This is a genomic window from Mesorhizobium sp. M6A.T.Ce.TU.002.03.1.1, from assembly GCF_003997275.1.
Lineage (GTDB): Bacteria > Pseudomonadota > Alphaproteobacteria > Rhizobiales > Rhizobiaceae > Mesorhizobium > Mesorhizobium mediterraneum.
This window is the reverse complement of the sequence record NZ_RZTI01000119.1, coordinates 1-19,701: the sequence shown is the minus strand read 5'-3', so window position 1 is coordinate 19,701 and position 19,701 is coordinate 1. Positions and strand designations below refer to the sequence as shown.

General features: G+C 63.4%; 17 protein-coding genes and 2 pseudogenes. 4 read left to right on the top strand and 15 right to left on the bottom strand.

Annotated features, from left to right (window positions below; all coding sequences use genetic code 11):
* Nucleotides 1–692: 692 nt before the first annotated feature.
* The 5 genes from EOC93_RS26340 to EOC93_RS26320 form a co-directional block, all read right to left on the bottom strand.
* Complete coding sequence (locus EOC93_RS26340; RefSeq protein WP_127206076.1) at nucleotides 693–1,130, bottom strand: hypothetical protein; 438 nt, start codon at nucleotides 1,128–1,130, stop codon at nucleotides 693–695.
* Nucleotides 1,127–1,324, bottom strand: a complete 198-nt coding sequence (locus EOC93_RS26335) for a hypothetical protein (protein ID WP_127206075.1) — start codon at nucleotides 1,322–1,324, stop codon at nucleotides 1,127–1,129. The genes EOC93_RS26340 and EOC93_RS26335 overlap by 4 nt, the downstream gene beginning before the upstream one ends.
* Nucleotides 1,325–1,557: 233 nt before the next feature.
* A complete protein-coding gene (locus EOC93_RS26330) occupies nucleotides 1,558–1,791 on the bottom strand; it encodes a hypothetical protein (protein ID WP_127206074.1) in 234 nt (77 codons plus the stop codon).
* A complete protein-coding gene (locus EOC93_RS26325; protein ID WP_127206073.1) occupies nucleotides 1,788–2,003 on the bottom strand; it encodes an AlpA family phage regulatory protein in 216 nt (71 codons plus the stop codon). The genes EOC93_RS26330 and EOC93_RS26325 overlap by 4 nt, the downstream gene beginning before the upstream one ends.
* Before the next feature lie 223 nt (nucleotides 2,004–2,226).
* On the bottom strand, nucleotides 2,227–3,501 hold the full coding sequence (locus EOC93_RS26320) for a site-specific integrase (RefSeq protein WP_127206072.1): 1,275 nt from the start codon (nucleotides 3,499–3,501) through the stop codon (nucleotides 2,227–2,229).
* A gap of 147 nt (nucleotides 3,502–3,648) precedes the next feature.
* Between EOC93_RS26320 and EOC93_RS26315 the strand changes: the two are divergent.
* A pseudogene (locus EOC93_RS26315) lies at nucleotides 3,649–4,986 on the top strand (YifB family Mg chelatase-like AAA ATPase).
* Nucleotides 4,987–5,325: 339 nt separating this feature from the next.
* On the opposite strand, the gene EOC93_RS26310 reads toward EOC93_RS26315, so the two are convergent.
* The 6 genes and pseudogenes from EOC93_RS26310 to lepA form a co-directional block, all read right to left on the bottom strand.
* On the bottom strand, nucleotides 5,326–7,497 hold the full coding sequence (locus tag EOC93_RS26310) for a malate synthase G (RefSeq protein WP_127206071.1): 2,172 nt from the start codon (nucleotides 7,495–7,497) through the stop codon (nucleotides 5,326–5,328).
* Between the two features lie 266 nt (nucleotides 7,498–7,763).
* Nucleotides 7,764–9,791: a hydantoinase/oxoprolinase family protein gene (locus EOC93_RS26305; RefSeq protein WP_127206070.1), complete on the bottom strand. Its 2,028-nt coding sequence runs from the start codon at nucleotides 9,789–9,791 to the stop codon at nucleotides 7,764–7,766.
* 177 nt (nucleotides 9,792–9,968) lie between these two features.
* Nucleotides 9,969–10,341 (bottom strand): annotated as a pseudogene (locus EOC93_RS26300) (endonuclease domain-containing protein).
* A gap of 96 nt (nucleotides 10,342–10,437) precedes the next feature.
* Nucleotides 10,438–11,064, bottom strand: a complete 627-nt coding sequence (locus EOC93_RS26295) for a CDGSH iron-sulfur domain-containing protein (protein WP_127206069.1) — start codon at nucleotides 11,062–11,064, stop codon at nucleotides 10,438–10,440.
* Between the two features lie 91 nt (nucleotides 11,065–11,155).
* Entirely contained in the window at nucleotides 11,156–11,527 is a 372-nt protein-coding gene (locus EOC93_RS26290) for a hypothetical protein (RefSeq protein WP_127206078.1), read from the bottom strand.
* A gap of 118 nt (nucleotides 11,528–11,645) precedes the next feature.
* Nucleotides 11,646–13,451: a translation elongation factor 4 gene (gene lepA / locus EOC93_RS26285; RefSeq protein WP_127206068.1), complete on the bottom strand. Its 1,806-nt coding sequence runs from the start codon at nucleotides 13,449–13,451 to the stop codon at nucleotides 11,646–11,648.
* A 210-nt stretch (nucleotides 13,452–13,661) separates the two neighbouring features.
* Here lepA and EOC93_RS26280 point away from each other — a divergent pair, with 210 nt between their 5' ends.
* From EOC93_RS26280 to msrA, 3 genes are all read left to right on the top strand, one after another.
* Nucleotides 13,662–14,747: a TadE/TadG family type IV pilus assembly protein gene (locus tag EOC93_RS26280; protein WP_127206067.1), complete on the top strand. Its 1,086-nt coding sequence runs from the start codon at nucleotides 13,662–13,664 to the stop codon at nucleotides 14,745–14,747.
* Nucleotides 14,748–15,007: 260 nt separating this feature from the next.
* Nucleotides 15,008–15,298, top strand: coding sequence for a pentapeptide MXKDX repeat protein (locus tag EOC93_RS26275; RefSeq protein WP_127206066.1), 291 nt, complete (start codon nucleotides 15,008–15,010; stop codon nucleotides 15,296–15,298).
* A gap of 179 nt (nucleotides 15,299–15,477) precedes the next feature.
* On the top strand, nucleotides 15,478–16,218 hold the full coding sequence (msrA, locus tag EOC93_RS26270; RefSeq protein WP_127206065.1) for a peptide-methionine (S)-S-oxide reductase MsrA: 741 nt from the start codon (nucleotides 15,478–15,480) through the stop codon (nucleotides 16,216–16,218).
* A 291-nt stretch (nucleotides 16,219–16,509) separates the two neighbouring features.
* On the opposite strand, the gene EOC93_RS26265 is transcribed toward msrA, so the two are convergent.
* The 4 genes from EOC93_RS26265 to EOC93_RS26250 are packed head-to-tail and all read right to left on the bottom strand — an operon-like array spanning nucleotide 16,510 to nucleotide 19,365.
* Complete coding sequence (locus tag EOC93_RS26265; RefSeq protein ID WP_127206064.1) at nucleotides 16,510–17,235, bottom strand: amino acid ABC transporter ATP-binding protein; 726 nt, start codon at nucleotides 17,233–17,235, stop codon at nucleotides 16,510–16,512.
* Nucleotides 17,213–17,872 (bottom strand): amino acid ABC transporter permease, encoded by a 660-nt coding sequence (locus tag EOC93_RS26260; protein ID WP_127206063.1) that lies wholly within the window; start codon nucleotides 17,870–17,872, stop codon nucleotides 17,213–17,215. Before EOC93_RS26260 ends, EOC93_RS26265 begins: the two co-directional genes overlap by 23 nt.
* A gap of 10 nt (nucleotides 17,873–17,882) precedes the next feature.
* Nucleotides 17,883–18,554: an amino acid ABC transporter permease gene (locus EOC93_RS26255; RefSeq protein WP_095484687.1), complete on the bottom strand. Its 672-nt coding sequence runs from the start codon at nucleotides 18,552–18,554 to the stop codon at nucleotides 17,883–17,885.
* A gap of 40 nt (nucleotides 18,555–18,594) precedes the next feature.
* Nucleotides 18,595–19,365, bottom strand: coding sequence for a transporter substrate-binding domain-containing protein (locus EOC93_RS26250; protein ID WP_127206077.1), 771 nt, complete (start codon nucleotides 19,363–19,365; stop codon nucleotides 18,595–18,597).
* Nucleotides 19,366–19,701: the final 336 nt, after the last annotated feature.

Sequence of the window (19,701 nt, the reverse complement as noted above, 5' to 3'; positions counted from 1 at the left end):
GCCCAGATGAGGAGATACTATACGACGACGCGCGCGCGGCGCGTCATCGTCACACAGTCGGCGCGCTGCGCGCCAAGGGCCTCTATCCGCCAATTAAGGTCGCAATGGATGAGGACTTCAGAAACGCATTCAAGATCGTCGCGTAGCGCCAAGAGCGTCCGGTGCGATCCGCGCCGTACCAGTGCCACTAGGAGTCGCAATGAGATTTTCCTGCCTTAGGCCGCGCCGTCGCCAGCGCCGCGATTGCCGGTCACCCATGCAGCACGGTCCAACTCCGATTGTACAGCGCGGTGGAATGACGACGGCCAAGTCTATTTCGTCCGCAGAGATTCCCGCTCTCGTCATCTGACGGCAGATTTGATCGACCTGTTGTTGCCATAGCCGCTCGGCGGATCTTTTGGATGGAGTCAGCGACGCGACGAATGTCACCTTTCCGCCGATCCTGAGGGAAGCGAGTATGGTCCGTGCTGGATTAGACGGCGTCCAGCCAAAGAGGCTGCGCTGTTTCATGCGGCCTTCCCGTTGGCCGGCATGGACAGGGAAGACGCCGTCTCGTCGTGGGGTAGTGGTACACTATATGGTGGTGCTCTCGTACCCCCATTGGCGTCGTGTTTTTGTGTCTTATCGGGTGCCGTCGTCACCCCATTCGGGTGCTCTGATACCCGCATGCTCTCTTCTATGCGGTGCTCTCGTCACCCCATTGTGGTGCTCTCGTCACCCCGCGTTTTTTTCTGAAGCGCCTTCGCCGGGCGCCATTTCATGAAATCCTTGGTCGCTGGGGCCAGGACGCGCATCGGATAGTCGATCGGGTATTCCGTCAAGATGTAGGTACTTGCGCGGGTGCCGCCTCCGGCCTGAGTCTTCCAGTCGAAATGCCCCTTCTTCGCCACCTTGACGAAACCACGGTCGATCAAGTCCGAGAGAGCGCGATCGGCCGGCTTGTTGCTACAGCCGAGTGCCGCTTCCATTTCTCGCCCGCTGAAGGAAATGTTGCCGTTGTTCGTGCTGTTGTATCGCTTTTTGAACTCCACCAGGAGAACTCGGCCATAGACGTCCAGCGACTGATATGCGGGGCAGTCCATTAGCCAATGGTAGAGGCGGACGTGGCGTGGCTCAAAGTGCTTGGTCATGCCGGCGAGCCTTTACCGAAGGCCAGAACGTCCTTGAACGCGCCGCGAACGATCGCGCCGAATCCGGCGAGGGCCATGGCCAATTCGAACAATTCGCCATCCCCAATTTCGGCCGACGTTTGATCCCTCACCACAGGAAGCATTGACCAGAAGGTCGCGCGCGGATCCTTCGCATCAAGCAGCCATCGAGCCATGGTGACGGCCGCGACGATATCTTTGACTGGTCATCCTCGCACCATGCGTATGTGCTATATCGGCCGGCAACGGCGACCAACCGCACCGCCGTCTAGCGATGCTTCGCGCCGCACCACCAGACTGTTCAGGCATGCCCGGGCTATACCGCGCCTTAGACCGCGTGGAAGCCGCAGAACGGCTCCTCGAGGCGCGTCAGCGGCCTGTTGCTCCAGGCGGGATCGTTCGTTGATGGTCATGCGGCGACCTTCCCAGCCGTCGATCTGACTGGCTTCGACAGACGACTCTCCGCCCAGGCATCCAAAGCTTCCGGCGTGTAGAGCGGGATCCGTCCAGCATACTGCATCTCCGGCCCTGAACCGGTCGTGGCGATCTTGTTCAAGGTAGCGAGAGCGATCGGGATGCCGTGCGTCTCAAGCATGTAAGCCGGCACTTCAGATCGCCGTAGCCGTGGCTTGGCGCCGGTCATTTGCCACACCGTAGTCCGGGAGATCCCGCTTCAAAGTCTCGCTCAAGAATGCGTTCGCTGATCCAAGCTTCGATTTCTGAGTCGACATAGCCCTTGCGTTTGGGCGTGATCCGAACAAGGCCCGGAAACTTTCCTTCGCGGGTCAATTGCCAAACCGTGGTCCGGGAGATCCCGACACGCTTGCACGCTTCTTTGATTGAGAGAATTTGCATCGTTTGCTGTCCATTATTGTTGCACAGCAATGTCAAATACGCTCCAAAATAGCCGTGTCGAGAACTTTAAATTCTATAAACAGGCAAACTGAGCCGGATAACTGGTCATGGTTTCAATGATTGCAGGCACTTTCGCCCAATCGCCAAATTTTTTGCTTATACGCGTATCGGACTGAGTTTTGGCCAGAACAACGGCCGGTGTTTTTGTGACAACCGAATCAACCTAAGCCCGCCTCGGCATTCCCAGTACGTCTGCCGTCTTGCCCGTCATCTGCCGGTAGACTTCGCCTGTGATCTTGTTCGCGGCCGCGACGAGGACCGCATCGAGGCGATGAACATAGCGGCTGGTGACGGTGCCGCCGGCATGGCCGAGCATCGCTGCGATCGTGCTATCAGCAAAGCCGAGATCTCCGCCGATTGACGCATAGGAATGGCGCATGGTGTGCGGCGTCACGCCGTCCAGCCCAGCCCGTTCCATGAAACGCACCCAAGCCCCTGCTAGGCCGTTATAATTGCCCGTCTTACGGAGGGCGGGAAGCACGTAGGGATTGCCGGGCACGCGGATGGCCTTGCGCAGCACATCGAACGCTTCGCGGCCCACAGGACGGACAGACGGGCCGCTCTTGCTGTCCTTCAACCGAAAGCAGCCGGCGGCCTCGTCGACTTCGTCCCATAGCAGCATCGAGACTTCGCCAAGCCGGCAACCGGTGAGCGCGAGAAGCCAGGCGCCGGTGATTGCCTGCGGCGTGTCGATCTCGGCTTGCTCGCCAGTAAGAGCTTTTCCGATCGCGCGGTATTCATCGCCGGACAGCCTCCGATCTCGCACGTTGTCAGCCGGCACGGGAACGCCTTGGACGGGGTTCGCGGCAATGATGCCCTCGCCGACGGCATAGGTCAGGATCCCGCCGAGAAAGCCGGTGGTGCGCGCTGCGGTGCCAGCGCCGCCGGTGACCAGCACCCGGTTCCCGTTCTTGCCAGATCGATCGCGTCTTGCTGTCTTGCCTATCGTGACGTCACGAATGAACCTCACAATATCGGCGCGGTCCAAGTCGATCACGAGCTTGCTTCCAAGCAGCGGCTTGATGTGGCGCGCTATCCGCCCCTTGTCTACTTCGATTGTCGAGGCTTTCTTCGGTCGCCGGCTCCGGCCAAGGATCACGCCTTTCTCGGCGGCTTTCAAATATTGATCGCAGAGCTGCGAAACCGTCATGGATTTGCGGCGCGTCTTCCGCTCGAGTAGAGGATCGGCCTTTTGAAGCACAATGCCGCCCATGGTTTCGATCGCGAGCTTGCGCGCCTGGTCGGCGGTGATCACACCATGTCGGCCGATCGTCATCCGCCGGCGCACGCCATCGCCAGACCGATAGTCTACGAAGTAAGTGCGGTGCCCTGTCGGGTGCACGTAGACACCGAAGCCCTTCAGATCCGAGCACCAAATGGTGTACTGCTTGTCTCGGAGTTCCGCGCCGTCGACAACCGCTTTGGTGAGTTTTGGCAATTTGGCGAGCGTCCTTAAAGGGTCGGCTCACAATACGCTCACCATCAGAGAGGAAACAAGGGCGAGTTCGCCCCCATATTGGAAAACTCTGGAGACGCTGTATAGGCTGCGTCCGCTGGCTTTGCCTTACTTGGGAAAACATGCGCCATCATAGGCAAAGCCCCAGAGTGACCGAAGGAAGGCAGCCATTACGACCTGCCGATCGCGCTCGGCCTGATGGCGGCGCTTGGCGCCATTCCGGGCGACATGCTGGCCGGCTATGTCGTGCTTGGCGAGCTGTCGCTCGACGGCACTATCGCCGCGGTGGCCGGCGCGCTGCCGGCGGCGATCGGCGCCAATGCCGAGGGCAAAGGCCTGATCTGCCCTTTCGCCTGCGGACCGGAAGCGGCCTGGGCCGGCAAGGATTTCGACATTCTGGCGCCGCGCAGCCTGATCGCCATCGCCAATCATTTTCGCGGCACCCAGGTTCTCTCGCGGCCGGAAGCCGGCATCCATGCCTCGGCGCGCGACCTGCCTGATCTCGCCGACATCAAGGGCCAGGAAACCGCCAAGCGGGCGCTCGAAGTGGCGGCCGCCGGCGGCCATAATCTGCTGATGATCGGACCGCCGGGGTCGGGAAAATCGATGCTGGCGCAGCGGTTGCCGTCGATCCTGCCGCCGCTGGCGCCGAGGGAATTGCTCGAAGTCTCGATGATCGCGTCGGTGGCCGGCGAACTCGGTGAGGGAAAACTGACCGACCGGCGGCCATTCCGCGCGCCGCACCATTCTGCCTCGATGGCGGCGATGGTCGGCGGTGGCCTGCGCGTGCGGCCGGGCGAGGCGTCGCTTGCCCATCACGGCGTGCTGTTCCTCGACGAGTTTCCCGAATTCTCGCCGCAGGCGCTCGATGCGCTGCGCCAGCCGCTGGAGACCGGCGACTGCATGATCGCCCGCGCCAATCATCGCGTCACCTATCCGGCGCGCATCCAACTGGTCGCGGCGATGAACCCGTGCCGCTGCGGCATGGCCGGCGAGCCGGGCTATCGCTGCCTACGCGGCGACCGTTGCCGCACCGATTACCAGGCGCGCATTTCGGGCCCGCTGCTCGATCGCATCGATCTCCGGATCGAAGTGCCGGCGGTCTCGGCCAGCGATCTCATCCGGCCGGACCGGGCGGAGAAAAGTGCCGCGGTGGCGCTGCGCGTGGCGCGCGCCCGCACCATCCAGCGAGAGCGTTTCGAGCGGCTCGGCGCGACCTCCGCCACCACCAACGCGCATTGCTCGCCCTCCGTCATCGAGGAGATCGCGATGCCGGATGCATCAGGCCTGGCGCTGCTCAGGGATGCCAGCGAGAAACTCGGCTTTTCCGCGCGGGCCTACCACCGCGTTTTGAAAGTGGCGCGGACGCTGGCCGATCTCGAGGCCAGCGAGACGGTCGGCCGCATCCATCTGGCCGAGGCGATTTCCTACCGCATGAGCTCGGAGCGCATGGCGCAGGCGGCGTGATACAAGGAGAGGCCGAGAACCGGCCCGGGAGATGGGATGCTCGACGCGACCTGGATAAGAAATATGCCACTAGACAGACCAACTCGATCCCCAGCGGTGGCTCTCGCCGTGGGTGCACTTGTCGCCGGTGCTGTCAGCCTTCTCGTCTTATTGCTCATTTGGTTAACCGGCTATGACGCCTGGTGGGTTCGTTCTGCGTGCGTTGGAACGGGCATTTTCTTTGGAAGTAAGGCTGCCCACCGACTGCTGAAGGAGAGGGCGTAGCCGTCGGCGCACTTCACGCAGGACCCACCCGGCCCTTTGGGCCACCCTCCCCTCAAGGGGGAGGGGACGCTTCGCTCAGGCCTGCTCTTTCGCCTTCAGCTCCAATCGCCGCGCGTGCAGCACCGGCTCGGTGTAGCCGTTGGGCTGGACCCGGCCCTTGAAGACGAGGTCGCAGGCGGCGAGGAAGGCGATGGACTTGTCGAAGTCCGGCGCCATCGGCTGGTAGAGCGGGTCGCCTTCGTTCTGGCTGTCGACGATCGCTGCCATGCGCTTCATCGTCTCCATCACCTGATCCGAGGTGCAGACGCCATGATGCAGCCAGTTGGCGATATGCTGCGAGGAAATGCGCAGCGTGGCGCGGTCCTCCATCAAGCCGACATCGTTGATGTCAGGCACTTTCGAGCAGCCGACGCCCTGGTCGATCCAGCGCACGACATAGCCCAGAATGCCTTGGGCGTTGTTGTCGAGCTCCTTCCGGATGTCTGCCTGAGACCAGTTCGGCCGCACCGCGACCGGCACCGACAATATGTCGTCGAGCTTTGCCTTGGGCCGGCTCTTCAGCGCCACTTGGACGGCATGAACATCGACCTTGTGATAGTGAGTGGCGTGCAGCGTCGCCGCCGTCGGCGATGGCACCCAGGCGGTGTTGGCGCCGGCCTTGGGGTGAGCGATCTTCTCCGCCAGCATCGCCGCCATCAGATCGGGCATCGCCCACATGCCCTTGCCGATCTGGGCGCGGCCGGCCAGCCCGCATTCCAGCCCGGTATCGACATTCCAGGCTTCGTAGGCGGCAATCCAGGCAGCCTGCTTCATGTCGCCCTTGCGGATCATCGGACCGGCTTCCATCGAGGTGTGGATCTCGTCGCCGGTGCGGTCGAGAAAGCCAGTGTTGATGAAGACGACGCGGTCTTTGGCGGCGCGGATCGCCTCCTTGAGGTTGACGGTGGTGCGCCGCTCCTCGTCCATGATGCCCATCTTGATGGTATTCGCTGGCATCTCCAGCAGCGCCTCGACGCGGTCGAAGATCTCTACGGCGAAGGCGACTTCCTCCGGCCCGTGCATCTTGGGCTTTACGACATACATCGAGCCCGCGCGGGAGTTTTGCCGGCGTCCGTTCGGCCCGACATCATGCAGCGCGATCAGCGCCGTCATCGTCGCATCCATGATGCCTTCCGGCACCTCGTTGCCGTCGCGGTCTGTGATCGCCGGATTGGTCATGAGGTGGCCGACGTTGCGGATCAGCATCAGCGAGCGGCCGGGCAGCGTCAGCGCGCCGCCATCGGGCGCGGTGTAAGAGCGGTCGGGATTGAGTTTTCGCGTAAACGTCTTGCCGCCCTTGGTGATCTCCTCGGCAAGGTCGCCCTTCATCAGGCCGAGCCAGTTGCGGTAGACCACGACCTTGTCCTGCGCATCGACTGCCGCGACCGAATCCTCGCAGTCCTGGATGGTGGTCAGCGCCGATTCCAGCACGACGTCGGCAATGCCGGCCGGATCGGTCTTGCCGATCTGATTACTGCGGTCGATGACGATCTCGATATGCAGGCCATTCCCGGTGAGCAGGACGGCTTCGGGATTGTCGGCGTCGCCGCGATAGCCGGCAAACTGTTTTGGGTCGGCAAGCGTGGTGGCGCCGGCGCCCTCGCCCAGCCGCAACATGCCGTTGGCAACCGAAAGCCCGTTCACCCCAGCCCATTTTCCCGAGGTGGCCGGCACCGACTCGTCGAGAAAACCCTTCGCCCAGGCAATGACCTTGGCGCCGCGCACGGGATTGAACTTCCCGCCCCTATCGGCGCCGTCGGTCTCGGGGATAGCGTCGGTGCCGTAGAGCGCGTCATAGAGCGAGCCCCAGCGCGCGTTGGCGGCGTTCAGCGCATAGCGCGCGTTCATCACCGGCACCACCAGCTGCGGCCCGGCAACCACCGAGATTTCCGGGTCGACATTTTCCGTCGCGACGGAGAAGGCCGGCCCCTCCGGCACAAGATAGCCGATCTCCTTGAGGAACGCCTTGTAGGCTTCCATGTCGCTGGGCGCGCCATTGTCGCGATACCAGCGGTCGATCTGATCCTGCAGGGCATCGCGCTTTTCCAGCAGCGCCCGGTTCTTCGGCGAAAGATCGTGCACGATGGCCGAGAAGCCGGTCCAGAAGGCGTTGGCGGCAATGCCGGTGCCCCGCAGCGCCTCGTTCACGACGAAATCATAAAGCTCGCGGGCAATCCGCAATCCGGCGATTTCGACGCGATCGGTCATCAGGGCTTCTCCAAGATGAAAGGCTTTGGCCGGGCCTTTGGCATGTCAGGGTAGCACGGTCAATTCAGCTTAGGGTGAAGGGGAAGATTTTCGAAGTCGGCGAAGCTGCCAATCTCCCCCCTTGAGGGGGAGATGGCCGGCAGGCCAGAGGGGGTCGGTCCGACCGGGCTCGGCCTCCTGCGACAGAAGGAAGTAGCGCTGCACGCGCGGCGACCCCCTCTGTCGCCTTCGGCGACATCTCCCCCTCGAGGGGGGAGATTACGCGCTCAAACCGCAATCCTTGGCCTTCCCGACGCCACTGCCACGACATGCGCCTCGATGAACATGCGCTGGCCCTCGACGGTCGAGACACGGAATTCGCTGGCGACCTCGATCTCGGCGCTGTCGGTGCCGGCGTCCCTGGCCCGCCCGGCGGCAATGGCGCGGACGTCGGTTTCCGCCGCCGCGATCGCCGCCGCCTCGTCCTTGAAATCGCGCACGGTTTCGCCGGAGGCGACGCGAAACAGCCCTTCCTGGGGCTGGCTGACGCGCGCCTCCGCTGAGACCCTGACCTGGCCGACCACGGCGCCGAGCGCATTGGCGACGTCGGTATCCTCGGGCACCACGCAGTCATTGCCGACCAGCGGTGGCAGCCCGGCATAATGCAGCGGCGCCGAGGCGCCGAGGCCGATCACCGGACGGTCGAGCGCGACGCTGAGGCGGGCGATGCCGGGATGGGAATCGACGGCGCGCTGCACCAGCGCGTGCGCCACGGTCGCGGCGCCGTCCAGCCCGTCCTCGGCAAAGGCGGTTTCGAGGATGACTTCCGCCGACAGGCGGGTCAGCGTGGTCAGCACCCGTTCCGAAATCGCCTCCGGCGAGGCGGCTATTGATTGCCCGCGGCCGTCGCGCTTGCGGGCGAACAGCTCGGCGCCGAGCCGGGCCGTTGCCGCATCCCAATTCGCCTGCTTGCCCAGCACATGGGCGGCATCCGACGGCGTGAAGCCGGCGACATGCACCAGCCCGCGCGACACCAGCCGGTTCAAGGTGGCGTTCTGGGCGTTCGAGGTCAAAAGCCTGTCGACGGCGAGCGGCACAGCACCGATCATCTCGTAAAGCTTGGCTTCGGCGCCGGTCAGGCCCGCGGCCAGCCGCTCCGGCACGCCGGTCCTGATCGCCAGGCGACCATCCATGCGGCCGGGGTTCGGCGCCCGCAGCTGGCGTTCGAGCTCCGATGTGACCGCCTCGCCATGCATCATGCCGGCCAGCGCCAGCGGCACCAGGCGACGCGGCCCGAGCAGGATCTTTGGGTTGAGCGCGCCATCTTCGAGCGCCACTTCGGAATCGCCGCCGAGCCCAAAAGTGCGCATGGCGACGGCCTCGACCATGGTGCGGAAACCGCCGACGGTGGCGCCTTCCGGGTCGAGCCTGGGACGGCCCTTGTCGAGCACGGCGACGTCGGTGGTGGTGCCGCCGATGTCGGAGACGACTGCATTGTCGAGGCCGGTCATGTGGCGGGCGCCAACCAGGCTGGCGGCCGGACCTGAAAGAATCGTCTCGATCGGCCGCTGGCGGGCGAAGGCCGCCGAGACCAGGGCGCCATCGCCGCGCACCACCATCAGCGGTGCGGCGATCTTGCGCGCGACAAGAAAACCTTCAGTCGCCGCCACCAGCCGGTCGATCATCGAGATCAGCCGGGCGTTGAGCAGCGTCGTCAGCGCCCGGCGCGGTCCGCCGAGCTTGGCCGAAAGCTCGTGGCTGGCAGTGACCGGCAGGCCGGTCTTTTCGCGGATCAGGTCGCGAGCGGCAAGCTCGTGCGCCGGATTGCGGGTGGCGAAGTAGGCGCAGACGGCAAAGCCGGACACCGAGGCGCCGAGTTCCGGCAGCGCCGCCTCCAGCCCAGACAGGTCGAGTTTTGCCGCATTGCCGTGGACATCATGGCCACCGGGGCAGAACACGACAGGATCGGTGCCGAGCGCCGCCTTCAGCCCATCGCGGGCAAGATCGCCTTCGGAAAAGCCGATCATCACCAGCGCCACGCGCCCGCCCTGGCCCTCGACCAGCGCGTTGGTGGCAAGCGTCGTCGACATCGACACCAGTTTGATCGCGGCCGGGTCGGTGCCGGATTTTTGCAGCACCGCATCGACCGCGCCTGATATGCCGACCGCCAGGTCGTGGCGCGTGGTCAGCGCCTTGGCCTTGGCCAGCACCTTGCCGTTAGGGCCACCGGCTTCAGACCACAGCACGGCGTCGGTATAGGTGCCGCCGGTGTCGATGCCGAGGAACAGGGGCGAGGATTTAGTCTTGGCGGTCATATTCTGGCAGCGGTCCGGCGAATTTCGTCCCCGCCCCTTAGCCGATACGGAACGGCGGATAAAGCCGCGAGCGCTGGGCCAAGGGACGATGACCGCGGCGACGGCCAATCTCCCCCCTCGTGGGGGAGATGTCCGGCAGGACAGAGGGGGGCGCTGTCCCGCCGGTCTTGCCGTGGTTCAGGACGCGCCGCCAAGCCCAGCCAGAATCACAATATGCTGGCAGACATTGTCGATGTCGCGGATAATGTCGTCATTCCAGAAGCGCAGGACGGTCCAGCCATCCTGTTCCAGGCGCAATGTCCTTACCTCGTCGCCGGCGACCGCATCACCTTGCGCATGCTGGGAGCCGTCGACCTCGACGATCAGCTTCTTCTCCGGGCAAGCGAAAATCGACAATGTAACCGGCAATCGGAAATTGTCGGCGGAAGCCAAGCCCCATCAGCCGGTGCGCGCGAAGTTCGTTCCAGAGCTTCAATTCAGCCGATGTCATGGTCTTGCGCATCGATCTGGCGTTTGCGCGACGTTTGGGAGGCAATGGAGTGTGAGGCATTGTGCTTGTGAAATTAGCGCTCTACGGCGCCCCCCCTCTGTCCTGCCGGACATCTCCCCCACTTGGGGGGAGATTGGCGCTTGGCCGCTGCGCCAGCTACCCGACAAACCCCACGCGCTTGTGGCTGCCGTCGCAAAATGGCTTGTTCGCCGAATGGCCGCAGCGGCAAAGGAAGGTGCGTTGCGTGCGGTCGACCGTGTGGCCGGTGCCGGTGACGATCTCGACATTGCCCTCGAGCTTGAGCGGGCCGTTCTTCGTCGGGGTTACCGTCAGCGGGCCATTCCTCGCGTCCAGCGCCGGCGTGTCCTTCAGCGCCGGCTCGCCGGTGGCGGAAAAACCTGATTTGGTGTGGCTGCCGTCGCAGAACCGCTTGTTTTCCGAAGCGCCGCAGCGGCAGAGCGTGGCGCGATAAAAAGTCTCGTCGCCAAGCACGATTTCGGCATGCAGCGCCAGCGGGCCGTTTTCCCGGATGCGCACGGTGTTGACCACCGGCGGCTGTTCCTGCGGGCCGCCATCCTTTCTGACATAGGTGATGGCGCCCGATGGGCAGCTTTCGGCGATCGCCACGATCTTCTCGACGCTGGCCGCCTCGGGATGTATCCACTGGCCCTTCGCGTTGGGCACGAAGACATGCGGATCGCCAAGCACGCAATTGCGCGAATGGATGCAGCGTTTTCCCGAAAAGCCGACATCGATCTTTTCGCCTTCGACCGTGCCTGCCATGGGTGGGGTCTCCTGGGTTGCAGATAGGCTAGGGCTGCTACGCGAAGGGCGTCAAGTAGCGATCTCCCCCCACGAGGGGGGAGATCGGCTGTCACGGCACCAGATCGATTTCCTCGGTCTCGCCGCCGCTGCAGGTGTAGCAGCAGTCGTCGCATTTTTCGGTGTTGCCGGGTCCGACGCCCCAATAGGTGCCCTCGTCGCCGTCGACCCAGGCGCCGTAGCAGATCGATTCGCCGTCATTGCAGGACAGCGGGATCGACTTGGTCTCGCCGTCGTTGAGATAATAGTCCTGATCGTTGCCCGGCCAGATATAATCACGGTCCTGGCTGTAGAGCTCGACGCGCATGGCGTTGGGATGGCTGTTCTTGATGGCGAAGGTGACGTCGCCGGCATGCGCGGCAGGCGCGAACAGAACGGCAAGACAGAGCGCAACGGCTATGCGCCGCGCGAAAGCGTAAGACAACATGATGATTCCCCCCCCCCCGGAATGAAACGGCCTGCTCGGCCGCGAGGGGAGCATGGCATGGCGCGTGGAGAGGAGGAAGGGGGTGGTAATCTTCGCTTGGCGAAATGCGTGAGGCTCAATCGCCCATCTTCAGCGCCTGAATAAACGCCTCCTGCGGGATATCCACCTTGCCGAACTGGCGCATCCGCTTCTTGCCCTCTTTCTGCTTGTCGAGCAGCTTGCGCTTGCGCGAGACGTCGCCGCCGTAGCATTTGGCCGTGACGTCCTTGCGCAGCGCCGAGATCGTCTCGCGGGCGATGACCTTGCCGCCGATGGCGGCCTGGATCGGGATCTTGAACAGATGGTTCGGGATCAGCTCCTTGAGCTTCTCGCACATCAGCCGGCCGCGCTTTTCCGCTGCCGTGCGGTGGACCAGCATCGACAGCGCGTCGACAGGCTCCTCGTTGACCAGGATCGACATCTTCACCAGGTCGCCCTCGCGATAGTCGGTCAGGTGATAGTCGAAGGAGGCGTAGCCCTTGGAGATCGACTTCAGCCGGTCGTAGAAGTCGAAGACGACCTCGTTGAGCGGCAGATCGTAGATGAGCATGGCGCGCTTGCCGACATAGGACAGGTCGGCCTGGATGCCGCGCCGGTCCTGGCACAGCTTTAGGATGCCGCCGAGATACTCGTCCGGGGTGAGGATGGTGGCGCGGATCCACGGCTCCTCGATGGCCTGGATTTTGACCACGTCGGGCATGTCGGCCGGGTTGTGCAGTTCCTTCGTCGTCCCGTCGTTCAGCAGCAGCCGGTAGACGACCGAAGGCGCGGTGGCGATGAGGTCGAGGTTGAACTCGCGCTCCAGCCGCTCCTGGATGATCTCGAGATGCAGCAGGCCAAGGAAGCCGCAGCGATAGCCGAAGCCGAGCGCCGCACTGGTTTCCATTTCAAAGGAGAAGGAAGCGTCGTTGAGGCGCAGTTTGCCGACCGCGGCGCGCAGATCCTCGAAATCGGCGGCGTCGACCGGAAACAGGCCGCAGAACACCACCGGCTGCGCCGGCTTGAAGCCGGGCAGCGCCTGCGCCGTCTGTCGCTTGTCCTCGGTGATGGTGTCGCCGACGCGGGTGTCGGCCACTTCCTTGATCGAGCCGGTGAAGAAACCGAACTCGCCGGGGCCGAGCTCGTCGACATTGATACGGGCAGGGGTGAAGACGCCGGTGCGCTCGACCAGGTATTTGGCGCCGGTGCCCATCATGCGGATGGTCTGGCCCTTCTTCAAAACGCCGTCGATGATGCGGACCAGCACGATGACGCCGAGATAGGCGTCGTACCAGCTGTCGACCAGCATCGCCTTCAGCGGGGCAGCGATGTCGCCCTCGCGCGGCGGCGGCAGATCGTTGACGATGGCTTCGAGCACGTCGGGAATGCCCAGCCCGGTCTTGGCCGAGATCAGCACTGCGTTGGAGGCGTCGATGCCGATCACCTCCTCGACCTGCTCGCGGATGCGCTCGGGCTCGGCGGCGGGCAGGTCGACCTTGTTCAGCACCACAACGATCTCGTGGTTGTTGTCGATGGCCTGGTAGACATTGGCCAGCGTCTGCGCCTCGACGCCTTGAGAGGCATCGACGACCAGCAGCGAGCCCTCGCAAGCGGCGAGCGACCGCGACACTTCGTAGGCGAAGTCGACATGGCCGGGCGTGTCGATCAGGTTGAGGATATAATCCTCGCCATTGTTGGCGTGGTATTTCAACCGCACCGTCTGCGCCTTGATGGTGATGCCGCGCTCGCGCTCGATGTCCATCGAGTCCAGCACCTGCTCCTTCATGTCGCGCAGCTCCAGCCCGCCGGTGGACTGGATCAGCCGGTCGGCAAGCGTGGATTTGCCATGGTCGATATGGGCGACGATGGAGAAATTGCGGATGTTCTTGATCGGCGTGGTCATGCCGCGCGCTTTAGCAGGGGCAGCTTGCCCGGGCAAGCGGCCGGGTGTGCGGCCAGTCGCTGCGCATGCATTGGACGCCAGCATTTGTCTGAAGCGCTTGTCCTGCCGGCCGCGGGAGCAAAGTCGTTAAACTTTGATCCATCCCATTAGAGCATAGTTCGCGCCCTGCGTGATAGGGCACACCCCGTCACCGTTTGGGGGAACCAAGACATGCTGCAAGCAGGACGTCATTTTCTCAACTCCGAGAGCGGCTCCCTTGCGCCGATACTCGCCATCGCCCTTATCCCGATGATTGCCACGCTGGGCTTTTCGCTCGACTACAACTCGGCCGTTTCGACCAAGGCATCGATGCAGAACGCGCTCGATGCCGCGACCCTGTCGATTACGACGCTGCCGACGGACACGTCATTGGCGGACCGTCAGGTTAAGCTGCAGGAGTCATTTGCCGCCAATAGCGGGCAAGGCACCGCCAAGCTCGACGGCTTCGTCGTCGCCGTCGACGGCACCGCCACCATCAACGCTTCGGCCGGCTTTGCCATGCCGACCAATTTCATGCAGATCGCCCACATCCCAACGGTGCAGATCGGGGTTGGCTCGGCGGTAGTAAAGAGACCGGCGCTGGTGGAGGCCACGTTCAAGGTCAACAAGATCTCGGGCTATTGGGACAAGACGATGACGCTGTACGGCACCAAGTTCGGTGAGACGCTGGCCAACAAGCTGATGAAGATCTCCTACGTACACAACAGGTATGGCGATCCGAAAGGCTATGGAACGGCCAATGTGTATAAGATCAACGGATCGACAGAGACGCTGGCCCAGAAACAAGTATGCACGACCACCACGGTGACCAGCTTCTATGGCTTGCCCACCACCACGATCACCCAGACGAGCGGCAACACCAAATATGCGACCACCTGCGTCAACACCATGTACCCCGCCACTGGCGCTGGCGCGGTGATCGACGTCAGCCTGATGGACAAGCTCTATCTGGAGATGAAGATTCCGAATCCCAATCCTGGTCTTGGCGGCGGCAACCTGCCCACGGGCACGAAAACAACTCTGCGATCGGACAATACGGCGACGTCCAACCGGCTGTACATCGACAGCGTCGAAGTCGGGCAAGGCAAAACGGTGGACATTTTCACCGCCGTGCCATGCGGCCAACCCAGCGTGCAGGCCTGGGAAGACGGCGGCAACACGGTACCGGCTCCAGTGTCCAACGCCGACTTCTTCTATACCGTGACCGGCAAGTGCGCCTTCAACAAGCGGCCTTCGGAAACGGTGCTCATACAATAGGCCGGCGGTCATAGCGGGGCGCGCCGCAAAAGAGACCTCCTATCGCATCGTCCCATCACAAACGCCGCCCGGCCTTCGGGCGGCGTTGTCGTTTGGGCCGCTGTCGCGGCGACTCGATCGTCCCTGGGGGCATCGCGCTGGCGATGAAAACCGGGCCACCGATCACGAAGCGGTGATGGCTGTAACGAAGTCTCAGGTCACGGCGAAGAGCTGATGGGATCGTCATTTCCGGCGCGCCACCAACTCCAGAGGAGACCAGCATGACCAACTTCACCCGCCTGACGCTGCCGGCGCTTGCCTTCGCCCTTTGCTCGACGGCGCTTCTCGCCGGCGGCATCGCCCGCGCCGAGGATGCGATGAAGCCCGCCGATCCGATGGCCACGGATGCCATGAAGCCCGCCGATGCCATGGCTACCGACGCGATGAAGCCGGCCGACCCGATGGCCGCCGAAAAGATGAAGGACTGCATGGACAAGGCCGCCATGGAAACCGACGCGATGAAGAAGGATGAGGCAACGAAGGCCTGCGACGCGATGGGCGCGGCCAAGTAGGTCTTTTCGGCCTCGGCAGTCCCTGGCCGTCCCTGTCCAGGTCGGGGACGGCCCTGGCGGCCCGGCGCGGGTGCGCCGGCGCAGCAATCCAAAAACGCACGGCCCGATATGCACGGCAATGTGAGACGCCGGCTGACCCAAATGTTCTATAGTCACAACACCATCATGGGAGATCAGACATGACCGGTATTCGAGAACCTGTTGCGAGGTGGTCGACGAGCTTCGTCAGGAGCGCGCTTGCGGCGCTGATGCTCGCGGCGGCCGGCGCCGCCTTGTGGCAGACGCCGGCGATCTCGGCCGAGGCGGCGGTGGTGATCCCGCCGCCGGCGATGGACGAGGAACCCGCCGGCGGCACCGAGAAGGCGGTCTTCGCCGGCGGCTGCTTCTGGGGCGTGCAAGGCGTGTTCCAGCACGTCAGGGGCGTGACCAGCGCCGTCTCCGGCTATGCCGGCGGCGACAAGGACACCGCCGTCTACGAGACGGTCGGCACCGGCCGGACCGGGCACGCCGAAGCCGTCGAGATTACCTACGAGCCGACAGAGGTGACCTACGGCCAGTTGCTGCAGGTGTATTTCTCGGTCGCGCACAACCCGACGCAACTGAACTATCAGGGGCCGGACCGCGGCCCCCAATACCGTTCGACGATCTTTGCCGAAAGCGACGCCCAGAAGAAGATCGCCGAGAGCTACATCGCCCAGCTCGACAAGGCGAAGGTGTTTCCGGAGCCGATCGTGACCACGCTGGAGACCGGAAAACCCTTCTACCCGGCCGAGGACTATCACCAGGACTTTTTGACGCTGAACCCGACCTATCCCTACATCGTCTACAACGACCTGCCCAAGGTCGAGAATTTGAAGACGCTCTTTCCGGATCTGTATAGCGAGAAGCCGGTGCTGGTGATGGCCGCCAGCAAGAGTTGATTTTCTTTTCGCGGGCGGCGGACGGCGACGCCTGCCCATCAGACGTCGGCGGGACAGCGCCCCCCTCTGTCCTGCCGGACATCTCCCCCACTTGGGGGGAGATCGGCAGCTTTGCCATCCCGCCCTTCCTTCAACGTTGGAGATTGGCGAAGGCCGAGGTGACATCCAATCTCCCCCCAAGTGGGGGAGATGGCCGGCAGGCCAGAGGGGGGCGTGAAGGATCGCCGGCGTTGCTGTGCCGCGGTTCTTGTCGTTATCCCAAAACCGCTGCGCACTTTTGGGCGACACACCTTATTGCACGCCCAGAAATTGCCTGAGCTCCGGCGTCCTCGGGTTGGCGAAGACGTCCTCGGGGGCGCCGATCTCGTGGACGCGGCCCTGATGCATGAAGACGACGCGCGAGCAGACATCGCGGGCGAAGCGCATCTCATGGGTGACCATCACCAGCGTCATGCCTTCCGCAGCCAATTCCTTGACGACGGCCAGCACTTCGGCAACGAGCTCGGGGTCGAGCGCCGAGGTGATCTCGTCGCATAGCAGCGCGATGGGCTGCATGGCGAGCGCCCGGGCGATCGCCACGCGCTGCTGCTGGCCGCCGGACAGTTCGTCCGGCAATGCGTCGAACTTGTGGGCGAGACCGACGCGATCGAGCATTTTACGTGCGACCGCTTCGGCGTCCTTTTTCGGCGTCTTCTTCACCACCATCTGCGACAGCATGACATTGCCGCCGGCCGTGAGATGCGGGAACAGGTTGAATTGCTGAAAAATCATGCCGACCTTCAGGCGCAGCGCCTTGAGATGAACCTCGTCGGGCAGGAACTGGGCGCCGGCGACGACGATCGAGCCTTGATCGATGGTCTCCAGCCCGTTGATGCAGCGCAGCAGCGTCGACTTGCCCGAACCGCTCTTGCCGATGATGGCGACGACCTCGCCCGGCGCGATGTCGATGGAAATCCCCTTCAGCACCTCATTGTCGCCGAAGCGCTTCTTCACCTCAGTGATTGCGATGAGCGACATTGAGCTTCCTTTCCAGGAGCTGGCTGGATTTCGACAGCGGCCAGCACAAAGCAAAGTAGATGAGCGCGACCAGGCCATAGACGGTGAACGGCTGGAACGTGGCGTTGGTGACGATCGAACCGGCCTTCGACAATTCGACGAAGCCGATAATGGAGGTGAGCGCAGTGCCCTTCACCACCTGCACCGAGAAGCCGACCGTCGGCGGCACCGCCACCTTCAGCGCCTGCGGCAGGATGACGTAGCGCATCTGCTGGAGATAGCCCATGCCGAGGCTGGCGGACGCCTCCCACTGGCCCTTGGCGATGCTCTCGACGCAGCCGCGCCAGATCTCGGCGAGGAAGGCGGCGGTCCACAGGATGAGCGCGACACAAGCGGCAAGCCAGGCGGGAACGTCGATGCCGAACAGGCCAAGGCCGAAGAAAGCGAGAAAGAGCTGCATCAGGAGCGGCGTGCCCTGGAGCAGCTGGATGTAGCCGCGTGATAGAAGCCGTGCCCAACGCCGGCCGCCGATGCGCAGGAAAAGCAGGGCCGCGCCGACGATGCCGCCACCGATGAAGGAGACCAGCGAGAGGACAACGGTCCAGCGGGCGGCCAAAAGCAGGTTACGCAGGATGTCCCAGAAGCTGAACTCGGTCATGGCGCATGTCTCATCGCGACGCCTTTCTCAGGAACAGCATCCAGCCCAGGCCAGCCAGCATCTGGCGCAGCAGGATCGCGAGGGCCAGGTAGATCAAGGTAGAGACGATGTAGGTTTCGAAGGCCCTGAAATTGCGCGACTGGATAAAGTTGGCGGCGAAGGTCAGGTCCTCAGCGGCGATCTGCGAGACGACGGCAGAACCAAGCATGACGATGACGATCTGCGACGACAGCGCAGGCCAGATGCGCTGCAGCGCCGGGACCAGAACCACGTGCCAGAAGGTCTGGAACGGGGTCATGGCGAGGCTGGCGCCGGCCTCGAACTGGCCGCGTGGCGTGGCCTGGATGCCGGCGCGGATGATCTCGCAGCTGTAGGCGCCGAGGTTGACGATCATGGCGAGGTTGGCCGCGCTCAGTTCCGACATCCTGATGCCAAGTGATGGGAGGCCGAAGAAGATGAAGAACAGCTGGATCAGAAAGGGCGTGTTGCGGATCAGCTCGACATAGGTCGCGACGACGGGTTTCAGCCATTTCGGCCCGAGGGCGCGCACCCAGGCGCAGGCAATGCCCAATGCCACGCCGAACACCGCGCCGATCAGGATGAGCTGCACGGTGATCCGGATGCCCTTGAGCAGCACCGGCAGAGAATCGATCAGCCAGCCGAAATCGAACTGATAGGTCATGGCTTGCTGTCTGACCTAAACCACACGCGGCGGGCGGCGATCACAGGTCAGCCGGCAGGTCCACCTTCAGCCATTTTTGCGAAATCGCGTTGAGGGCGCCGTCGGACCTGGCGGCGGCGATGATCCCGTTGACCTTGGCCATCAACGCCGGCTGCTCCTTGTTCATGCCGATGTAGCAAGGCGAGTTCTTGATCAGGAATTTGAGCTCGGGCCGCTTGGGCGGGTTCTTTTCGATAATGGCGGCGGCGACGACATTCCCGGTCGCGATCACCTCGACCTGGCCCGAAAGGAAGGCTGAAATAGTGCCGTTATTGTCCTCGTAGCGCTTGATCTCAACGCTCGCGGGCGCGACCTTGGTCAGTTCGAGGTCTTCGATCGCGCCGCGGGTGACGCCAATGGTCTTGCCGGCGAGGTCTTCCGCCTTTGCGACCGCGACATCCGCCGGAGCGAACACGCCGTTGTAGAAGGGGGCGTAGGCCTCGGAGAAGTCGATGACCTTCTCGCGATCGGGATTCTTGCCGAGGCTGGAGATGACCAGGTCGACCTTGTTGGTCTGAAGATAGGGAATGCGGTTGGCGCTGGTGACCGGGACGATCTCGACCTTGGCGCCGAGCTTTTCGCCAATCAGATTGGCGATATCAATGTCGTAGCCTTGCGGCGTCATGTCGGCGCCAACACTGCCGAAGGGCGGGAAATCCTGTGGAACGGCGATGCGGACGGTGCCCCGCGCGCCGATGTCGCTCAAGACGTCAGCCCGCGCCCGCGAAGACGGGGCCATGGCCATCCCGACCACGGCGGCCAAGGCCAGCATGCACACATTGCGACGGTTCATTATTTTCCCCTTTGACTGGACAAACCAATTGGTCGCCAGGGCAAAGCAACAGACATGCCAAACCATCGAAATCGGCGGGAATCGGGCTTCCCCTGTAGGATTGGATAAGGCCGCTTTCGCGACCCATGCCGCCCGACTGGCAGGTTGCCTAAATATTGTGCAGATAATTCTTGTGGCGGGTTTGGCGTCGTGCGGAGCGTACGGTCCGCTATGCCGTCCCTTTGCGCCACGGCAGGCTCCAGCGCAGCTTTTCCGGCGTGGCCCCGGCCGCAGTCGATGTCGGGGCGGGCTTCGTCTCGCGAAAATGCGCCGAGC